Origin of the sequence: Streptomyces odonnellii, from assembly GCF_000981895.1 — a bacterium.
In the GTDB taxonomy this organism is placed as follows: domain Bacteria; phylum Actinomycetota; class Actinomycetes; order Streptomycetales; family Streptomycetaceae; genus Streptomyces; species Streptomyces odonnellii.
Map to the genome: position 1 here is coordinate 1 of NZ_LATD01000118.1, position 8,255 is coordinate 8,255.

General features: G+C 71.6%; 7 protein-coding genes. 4 read left to right on the forward strand and 3 right to left on the reverse strand.

All coding sequences use genetic code 11. The features are described 5' to 3' along the window. Positions 1 to 164 precede the first annotated feature (164 nt). Complete coding sequence (locus tag WH07_RS12965; protein ID WP_046499728.1) at positions 165 to 947, reverse strand: protein phosphatase 2C domain-containing protein; 783 nt, start codon at positions 945 to 947, stop codon at positions 165 to 167. Positions 948 to 1,447: 500 nt separating this feature from the next. Here WH07_RS12965 and WH07_RS12970 point away from each other — a divergent pair, with 500 nt between their 5' ends. From WH07_RS12970 to WH07_RS12985, 4 genes are all read left to right on the forward strand, one after another. After that, positions 1,448 to 4,885, forward strand: a complete 3,438-nt coding sequence (locus WH07_RS12970; RefSeq protein ID WP_232788851.1) for a sensor histidine kinase — start codon at positions 1,448 to 1,450, stop codon at positions 4,883 to 4,885. Beyond that, complete coding sequence (locus WH07_RS12975) at positions 4,882 to 5,364, forward strand: roadblock/LC7 domain-containing protein (protein ID WP_046499730.1); 483 nt, start codon at positions 4,882 to 4,884, stop codon at positions 5,362 to 5,364. The genes WH07_RS12970 and WH07_RS12975 overlap by 4 nt, the downstream gene beginning before the upstream one ends. Further along, positions 5,361 to 5,774 (forward strand): DUF742 domain-containing protein, encoded by a 414-nt coding sequence (locus WH07_RS12980; protein ID WP_046499732.1) that lies wholly within the window; start codon positions 5,361 to 5,363, stop codon positions 5,772 to 5,774. Before WH07_RS12975 ends, WH07_RS12980 begins: the two co-directional genes overlap by 4 nt. A gap of 82 nt (positions 5,775 to 5,856) precedes the next feature. Beyond that, positions 5,857 to 6,459, forward strand: coding sequence for a GTP-binding protein (locus tag WH07_RS12985; protein ID WP_232788852.1), 603 nt, complete (start codon positions 5,857 to 5,859; stop codon positions 6,457 to 6,459). Positions 6,460 to 6,545: 86 nt separating this feature from the next. Here the strand turns inward: WH07_RS12985 and WH07_RS12990 are convergent, their stop codons facing one another. After that, on the reverse strand, positions 6,546 to 7,832 hold the full coding sequence (locus tag WH07_RS12990) for a C40 family peptidase (protein WP_046499736.1): 1,287 nt from the start codon (positions 7,830 to 7,832) through the stop codon (positions 6,546 to 6,548). Positions 7,833 to 7,942: 110 nt separating this feature from the next. After that, a complete protein-coding gene (locus tag WH07_RS12995; RefSeq protein WP_046499738.1) occupies positions 7,943 to 8,224 on the reverse strand; it encodes a hypothetical protein in 282 nt (93 codons plus the stop codon). Positions 8,225 to 8,255: the final 31 nt, after the last annotated feature.

Sequence of the window (8,255 nt, forward strand, 5' to 3'; positions counted from 1 at the left end):
GAGATCGCCGCGCTGGCCCGGCTGCTGAACCACCTCAACAGGCGCGCAGAGAGCTGAGCGTCCCGGTGGGGAGGACGGGGGCGGGGAGGGGGGAGTGCGGCCCCCTCACAGCCCCTTTTACGGCCCCTCCCGCGGCCGCCTCACCGCTCCGTTCGCCGCTCCGCTCACAGCTCCACGAACGTCACCGTCGCGTCGTCGCTCGCCTTCCCCCGCCGGAACGCCGTCCCCTCCGGGTCCGCGTACTCCGCCGCCCTGACCCGGTCGATCAGTTCCTGCGGGCCGTTCTTCCGCACCAGCGCCAGGCAGTCCGCCCAGCCGCCCTCCCGGAAGACGTCCACCCAGCGGGCCGCGCCGTCCGTCAGGGCGAGCAGCGACCGTATCTGCGCGGCCGGTGTACGGCCCGTCACCGCCCGCGCCGCCACCCCCGGGTCCGCCGCCGCCGTGAAGAAGCCCCCCTCCGCATTGCGCAGCGCGTCCGCCGAGGTCACCGAGCGCAGCGCCGCCCGCGGGACGCGGTCGAGCCGGTCGTCCAGCACCGCCCGTACCGCGCCGTCCGGCGACTCCAGCAGCAGCGTCGAGTCGGACAGGACCAGATGTTCGACGCCGTCCCCGTCCCAGCGCGCCAGTACGACGGTCGCCTGGGGGGTGCGCACGTGAGAAAGGTCACATGTGTCGCGATGTGCGTCCGCCGTACGGCTGATCGAAGTGGCAAGGACCTCTGCCAGTGTCATATCCCAACGGGAACCGGACAGTTCGGCGAGCGCCCCGCCCAGTCGCGCGGTGAACCAGGGCACACCATGCACACAACCGTCGTCCCCCGCCGGCGGGGTCACCCCGTCCAGTACGACCAGCGCACCACCCCGGCCGACGGCGGGCAGAGTCACGGATGTCCAGTCCTCATTGGGCCTCGCGGCGGCCCCCGGCGCGCTGGCCAGTTCGATGCGCATGATGTCCAGTCTGCACGATTCCCCCAGCGGACCCCATGACTCCTTCACGGTCTCTGCACGCGCTGTCCGTGGACTCGTACCGCCTGGTCAACCACTGTCATTCGGTCAGAATGAACGCGGTACGAGGGCGGGGTGGGACAGTGCTGACCGTGACCGGCGAGCTGCGGGCGCGCATCCTGCCAAAGCACGCTCCGAAGGTCCACCCGGTACGCCAGGTTCCGGCTGGGCATCGGCTGGGAAGAGTTGTTTGCCAACTCCATCGTGATGTTCACTCGTTCAGGTGGCGGAGCGGCCGATGCGTGCCCCCTTGTCCGAACGCGCTGGGATGGTCTGATGCCGTACCAGAGGTGGGGGCCCTTTCGTTGTGACCGGTCGTCACCTCTGCTTCATGGGCGGACGAGTCAAGAATGCGAGCACCGGTGCAGAAGAAGCGGCCTCGGGGTAACGGTGTCACGCGCGGCGGGGCGACCAAGGCTGAGACCGGCGAGGTCACGACAGGCGTGGCCGGAACGGACAGTGTGACCGCGGGTAACGGCGGCATGGCCCGACCGGCCGGATTGGCCGGTTCCACCATCAACGCCACCATCGCTCCCAACGCGGTCGGCGGGCCCGGCCAGGGCGGCGAGAGCGGCCCGGCACAGCCCGCGGGCAAGAGCAACAAGCCAGGCGGCAAGGGCAAGAAGGCGGGCAAGGCACCCAGGCCCGGGAAGTCCGGCCGGTCCGCCGGCGTCATCGGCAGCGGTACGGGTATCGCCGGAGCCGGAGCCGGAGCCGGAGGCGGTGCGGGTATCGGCGGTGGCAGCGGTACGGGTACGGGTACGGGCGGTACGGTCCCCGAGGGCCGCCGTGTCCGCGTCCGCACCCGGCTCGTCGCCGGTGTCGCCGTCGTAGGTATCACCGTCATCGCGGCCGGCGCCCCCGCCGTCCTCACCGCCTCGGCCGAACTGAACGACGCCCAGCGGCTGGTGACCCTCGCCGAGCTGAACCAGCAGGCCGTGATCCTGTCCCACTCCCTCGCCGACGAGCGCGACGAGGTGGTCGTCTACATCGCCGCGGGCCGCGAGGAGCAGTCCGACCCCGCGGACAACGGGAGCGGGGGCGGCAAGGACCTCTACACCGTCTCCGAGGCCCGCAGCGCGCGTGTCGACCGTCAGATCGACGAGATCCGCGCCGCCGCGTCCGCCTCCCCCGGTCTGCTGCACGACCTCTCCACCGTCCCCTCCATCCGCCGTACCGCGCTCACCGGCAAGGGCTCCGCGCTGGAGGCGTACCGCGCGTACTCGGACGTCATCGCCAAGCTCCGGGCCCTCGCCGACGAACTGGCCGAGAAGACCCCGGCCGAGGCCGCCGACGGCACCCGCGCCCCCGGCGCGCTCGGCCGCGCGGTGGAGCAGGCGTCCGCCACCCGCGGACTGCTGATGGCCGCGCTCGCCATCCCCGCGCCCACCGACTCGGGACCGCAGTACGACCCGGTCACCGGGCTCCCGGTCGAGTCCGGGTCCGACTCGGACAGCAAGAAGAACGACCAGCTCCGCGACGAACTCACCGCCGCCGCCCAGCAGTCGCGCGTCCGTGAACTCGCCGCGCTCGCCGACTTCGACCAGACCGCGGACACCGAGGCGAGCGAGTCGCTCGCCGCCACCGTCACCGGCCCGGACGTCAAGGCCGCCGAGCGGTATCTGACCCGCTTCACCGACCAGCCCGAACTCTCCGACGCCGACCGCGAGGCCGACCAGGACAAGGCCGGGGCCGCCCTCTCCGCCCGGGTCGACCAGATGCGCGGCGTCGAGTCCGGGCTCGGCTCCCGCGGCCTCGAACGCCTCGAAAAGCTCCGCGACGACGGTGTCACCGGCCTCGAACTGCGCATCGCGCTCCTCGGCGGCTGTCTGCTGGTCGCCGTCGGCGTGTCCACCGCCGTCGCCCGTACGCTCACCCGCCCGCTCGCCGTCCTGCGCATCGGCGCGGCCCGGCTCGCGGCGGCGCCCGCGACCGAGACGCCGGTCGTCTTCACCGGCCGCAACGACGAGTTCGCCCAGGTCGTACGGTCCCTCAACGGCCTGCACAGCACCCTGCTCGATCTCTCCGCGCGGGCCGAGAGCCTGGACGGCGACCGTACGGACCTGATCGGCGCGCGCGAGAGGGTCGCCGAGCAGCGCGCCGAACTCCAGGAGCGTACGGCCGAGATCGCCGCCCAGCTCCAGCGTCTGCGCCACACCGTCCACCACACCTTCGTCAATCTCTCGCTGCGCACGCTCGGCCTCGTGGAGCGCCAGCTCGCGGTGATCGAGGGGCTGGAGGAGGACGAGCAGGACCCGCAGCGCCTCGACACCCTCTTCAAGCTCGACCACATGGCCACGGTCATGCGCCGCCACAGCGAGAACCTGCTGGTGCTCGCGGGCCACGACCACGGCCGCGGCTCGCACGGCCCGGTCCCGCTCGTGGACGTCCTGCGCGCGGCGGTCAGCGAGATCGAACGGTACGAGCGGGTCACCATCCAGTCCTTGCCGCCGCACTCCCAGGTGGCCGGCTTCGCCGCGGACGACCTGAGCCATCTCGTCGCCGAACTGCTGGAGAACGCCACGTCGTTCTCCCCGCCGGAGGCCGAAGTCCAGCTCTCCGGCTGGCTGCTGGAGAGCGGCGAGGTGATGCTCTCCGTCCAGGACCAGGGCATCGGGATGTCCCCGGACCGGCTCGCCGAGCTGAACGCCCGGTTGGCCAACCCCGAGGACACCAAGGACGACCCGCTGGGCGGTGTGGGCCTCGACGGCCGGGCGCGGAAGCGGTACGGGAACGAGATCGACGGCGAGGGCCTCGGACTGCGGGTCGCCGCACTGCTCGCGGCGCGCCATGGCGTACGGATCGAGCTGCGCGAGCACGAGCAGGGCGGCGTGGCCGCGGTCCTCGTCCTGCCGCCGTCGCTGCTCCCGGCGTCGCCGCAGACGTCCGCGCAGGGCGCCGCGCCGCACCGGACGGCACCGGCAACGGTGGCCCAGCAGCCGGAACCGGCTGCCGCTGAGGTCCTGGCCGAGACCAGCTCGCCCGGCCTGCCCGGGGGTTCGGAACCGGATCCGCTGGTCGTGGCGGCCGAGGAGGCGATCCGCAAGGCGGAGGCCGAGGCGGCGGAGACCGCGGGCGCCTCGGAAGCCTTGGACGCCGAAGCGGCGGCAACCGCCGAGTCTGCCGGGTCCACGGAGTCCGTCGGGTCCGCGGAGTCCACCGAGTCCGCGGAGGACGAGTCCGGCACGGATTCCCTCGCGACACGGGAGATTCGGAAGCAGGAGCCGGGATCCGGGCCGCTCGTCGCACAGGAGCCCGAAGAGCCGGAGCCAGCGCCGGCGCGCGAGTCCGAGTCGGAGTCCGACCAGAGCTTCGAACCCGACCAGAGCTTCGAGTCCGAGCGGGGCTCCCACTCGGAGACCGAGCCCGAGCGCGATCTCGACTCCGGGCGCGGATTCCCCGCCGCCAGAGCCGTCGCCGTACCCGATCCCGCCCCGCTGCCCGGCCCGTACGCCATCGGTCCCGACCGCCATGAGCGGGTCCGCGACGGCGAGTCGGAGACCGCGGGTCCGGACCAGGACACCTTTACGATGCCGCTGCCGCGCCGGACCAGCGCGGCACCGAAGCCGGCCCCGGCTTCGGCCACCGCGGCGGACACCTCGGCAGCCGGCCAGGGCCCCGCCCCCCGACGGGAACGCACCACCGGCAAAGGTCTGCCCAAGCGCACCCCCAGAGTCGTCAAGTCCGCCGCCGCTCCGGCCGAGCGGACCGGCAGTGTCGACGCGGAAGCCCTCCGGCGCAGACTCGGCGGCTTCCATCAGGGTGCGAAGGACGGCCGACGTGATGTCGAGGCCGAACTCATGGAGCGGGTGGCGCCCACGGCCCGCACCGAGATACATACCGATGAGACGGGGGAGACAGTCGAGGAGGCACGCAGTTGACCGCGACCGGTACGTTCGGACTGAGCAGTGAAGCCCGGAACCTGCACTGGCTGTTGAGCAACCTCGTCGAGGAGGTGCCAGGAGTGCACTCGGTCGCCGTTGTGTCGTCCGACGGACTCCTGCTGCTCTCCTCCGACCCGGGGCAGAGCACCGAGGCGGCCACCGCCGGACGCCACGAGAGCCCGAGAGGCTCCAGCGCCGATCTGGCCACCATCGTCTCGGGGATCGGCAGCCTGACCGTGGGAGCGGCGAAGCTGATGGAGGGCGGCGGGGTCAAACAGACCATGATCGCCATGGAGGAGGGCAGCGTCTTCGTCATGGCGATCAGTGACGGCTCGCTGCTGGGGGTGCACGCCACCCCCGACTGTGACATGAGTGTGGTCGCGTACCACATGGCGCTCTTCGTCGGGCGCGCCGGACATGTGCTCACTCCTGAACTCCGCGACGAGTTGCGGAAGTCCATGGAGAAGGCCGAATGACGCCGGTATCCGATCCGGGCCGTCGGCTGTCGGCCCGGGGTGAGGATCACCGGTCCGCCCGGGTGCGTCCGTACTCGCTCACGGGCGGGCGCACCCAGTTCGCGCATGTGCTGCTGGTGGAGACCTTCGTCGCGGCGATCGAAGCGCCGGAGGAGCGCAAGGAGCTGACGGACGGCGGTGCTTCGTCCCGGGTCATGCCGGAGATGAGGGCGATCGTCGAGCTGTGCCGGCGCATGCGTACAGTGGCCGAGGTCTCGGCGTTGCTCAAGATGCCGCTGGGAGTCGTCCGGGTACTTCTCAGCGACCTGGCCGACCAGGGAAAGATCCGTGTGTACGGAACCGGGCAGGGCACGGGCCAGCCCGACCACGCGCTGCTGGAAAGGGTGCTGAGTGGACTCCGTCGTCTCTGACGTCACAACTACTGCCGCTGTCCCGGGCTCGGGTGCGGGAGTTTCGCTGTTCGAATCGAGATCGGCGGCCTCGCCGTTCACGGTGCCCGGGCCCGAGCCCGAAGAGCAGCTCAAGGCATGGCAGTTGGACCACACCCGTGCGCCCATCGCCACCAAGATCGTGGTCGCGGGCGGCTTCGGTGTCGGCAAGACGACCTTCGTCGGCGCGGTCTCGGAGATCCCCCCGCTTCAGACCGAGGCCCTGATGACCGAGGCCAGCGCCGAGACCGACGATCTCAGCGCCACGCCCGACAAGGTCACCACGACCGTGGCGATGGACTACGGCCGTATCACGCTCGACAACGACCTGGTGCTGTACGTCTTCGGTACGCCGGGCCAGGAACGTTTCTGGTTCATGTGGGACGACCTGGTGCGCGGCGCGATCGGCGCGGTCATCCTCTGCGACACCCGCCGGATCGCCGACGCCTTCCCCGCGCTCGACTACTTCGAGAGCGCCGGGCTGCCCTATGTCATCGCGGTCAACCAGTTCGACGACGCGGAACCGTTCGACGTCGAGGACGTACGGGACGCGCTGACGATCCCCGACGACATCCCGATGCTGATCATGGACGCGCGCAACCGGGACACGGTCGTCGAGTCGATGCTCACGCTGGTACGGCACGCACTGAAGACGTCCCCGGAGTAGCGCCCGCGCGCAAGGGCGCGAGGGGTGAGGGCGGTGGCCCGAGCAGGCGTGCGGGTACGGGTCCCGACGCGGGCACGGGCGGCGGCTCAGACCTCGTTGTAGCCGGTGTCGGAGCCGTCCATGGCGCCCGGGGGCAGCTCCGGCGGTTCGTACTCGCCCGTGGGCAACGACTCGGCCTCGGGATCCGGCCGTACGGCGCCCAGCAGCGGGTTCGCGGCGATCGGGGAGACCTTGACCCGGGTACCGGGGCGCGGGGCCTGGATCACCATTCCGTCGCCCAGATAGATCGCCACATGTGTGGCCTCCGGGAAGTAGATCACCAGGTCGCCGGGGCGCAGCTCGTGCAGTTCGATCTCGGGGAGCTGGTCCCACTGCTCCTGGCTGGTACGGGGGACGGGCACCCCGGCGCTCGCCCAGGCCTGCTGGGTCAGCCCCGAGCAGTCGAAGGTGTCGGGACCCTCGGCGCCCCACTCGTACGGTTTGCCGATCTGCTCGACGGCATAGCGCACCGCCTCGTCGCCGTTGGCCGAGGGCGCCCGGCTCGCACCTCCGCCCGGCGCCCCGGCCGCTCCCTTCGGCCCCAGGCCCTCGCCGAGGGCGCCCGAGGCGAGCAGCTCGCGCTGGGCCTTGTCCGTACCGGCTTTCTCCAGCGCGGCCACCGCGGCGATCTGCCGTCCGCTGAGCGAGGCGAGCATCTTCTCGACGTCCAGCAGCCTGGACCGGACCATGTCGCGCTGCTTGCGCTGCTTGGTGGCGAGGGCCTGCTGTGCGGCGAGGGCCTCGCGGGAGGCGGCGGCGAGGGCTGCGGCGCGCTTCTCACCGCTGGTGAGCCGGGCCAGGGTATGGGCGCGATGGCGGGCCGAGCGGCGCAGCAGATAGCTCTCGTCGAGGGCGTGCTGCGGATTCTCGGCGAGCAACAGCCGCAGATAGCCGGAGAGTTCGGAGGAGTGGCCCTCGTACTGCTCGCGCGCCAGCCGGCCGGCCTCGCCCCGGCTGAGCGCCAGTGCGGTACGGGCCCGGGAGAGGGCGGCCGAGAGCCGCTTGGTCTCGGCACGCTGCCGGGTCAGCTCGGCCTCGGTGGCGTTGAACGCCTCGGTGGCGCGCTCGGCCTGGCGGTAGAGGCGCTGGAGGCGAGTGAGCATTTGGGAGACGGTACGGGGTGGTGCTCCGTCCTCGGAGCCATCGGTGTCGTCGGCGGCGTTACCGGCGCCACCGGTGCCATCGGTCCGGCCGGGCTCGTTCCTGGACGCGGCGGGCGACGGCGAGGGGGACGGGGCCGCCGAGACGCAGGGTGTCGCACCGAGCACCGTCACGGCGGCCAGCCCCGCCGCCCAGGCGGCTCGTACTCGTACTCGTACCGCTCTGCCTGACACCTCATCACCTCCGGTCGCGGGACGGACGGTCCAGCCCCAGGTGATGATGAGATAAGGAAAGGTGCTTATACGGCTAATACATCGCCAGTAGGCGGTCTGGCGGAGGAGCGTCACCCCTGAGAGGGATCGCCCGGCCTCGACCAGGGCCACTTCAACGCCCGCCGCTCCCGCCCCGCGGACACGTACTCGTACACCCAGCCCCGCTGGAGCCCGAGCCGCTTGCTGTATCCCGCGGGCGCACGCCGATAGGTATGCACGACAACGGGCTCGCCATCCGCACCGGGCACGGGAATCTCGTACCACTTCGGCGGGTGTCCGGTGGCGCCGGTCAGCACAGCCAGCACCCGCCCGTCCATCGGCCCCCCGACAAAGAGGGTGTCTTCGCTTCTCACACTCCCCAGTCTCTGTCTCTTATACACATCT

Coding starts and splice junctions, on each gene's coding strand:
- WH07_RS12965 (WP_046499728.1), bottom strand. CDS start 947: ATGCGCATCGAACTGGCCAGCGCGCCGGGGGCCGCCGCGAGGCCCAAT.
- WH07_RS12980 (WP_046499732.1), top strand. CDS start 5,361: ATGACGCCGGTATCCGATCCGGGCCGTCGGCTGTCGGCCCGGGGTGAG.